The 452-nt window shown below is 77.2% G+C and carries 1 pseudogene; it reads left to right on the top strand.

Annotated features, from left to right (window positions below):
• Positions 1-217 (top strand): annotated as a pseudogene (locus G3I40_RS47755) (Rv3654c family TadE-like protein); the annotation flags it as partial.
• Between the last annotated feature and the right edge of the window lie 235 nt (positions 218-452).

The following is a 452-nucleotide window of genomic DNA, read 5'->3' as shown; positions in this document are numbered from 1 at the left end:
TCGGGCGGGCGGCGCGGCCGACTTGGCGGCACTCGCGGCGGCGGATCACTGGAGGGAGGGCAGAGCGGACGCGTGCGACCTGGCCGAGAGCGTGGCCCGGGCCCAAGGGGCGAGGATCGTGCGGTGCGCGGTGTCCGGGGAGGTGTCCGACGTGACCGCGGCCGCGGGTGTCGGGGCGTTCGCGACGGAGGTCAGGGCCCGGGCGGGGCCTGTGGGGCCGGTTACGCCGGGGCGGGTGGCGCTGCCGGCTCCGGAACCGCGACCGGAGCCCGATACAGGGCCAGGTCCGGCTCCGGAGCCGGTGTCGCCGACACGGGCTGGGTTGCGGTCCGGGCCCCAGCTCGTCACGGCGAAGGGCGCGGAACCGGTGGCGGTCGGAAAGGTCGCGAGGTGAGGGCGTGACTGGCTCGGGGCCCCACTCCGTGGAGGCGGCCGCGCCGAGATTTCCGGTG

This window comes from Streptomyces sp. SID14478 (assembly GCF_010548525.1).
Classification (GTDB): Bacteria; Actinomycetota; Actinomycetes; order Streptomycetales; family Streptomycetaceae; genus Streptomyces.
Note: the sequence above shows the minus strand (reverse complement) of the source record. Positions and strands in the feature narration are given on the sequence as shown.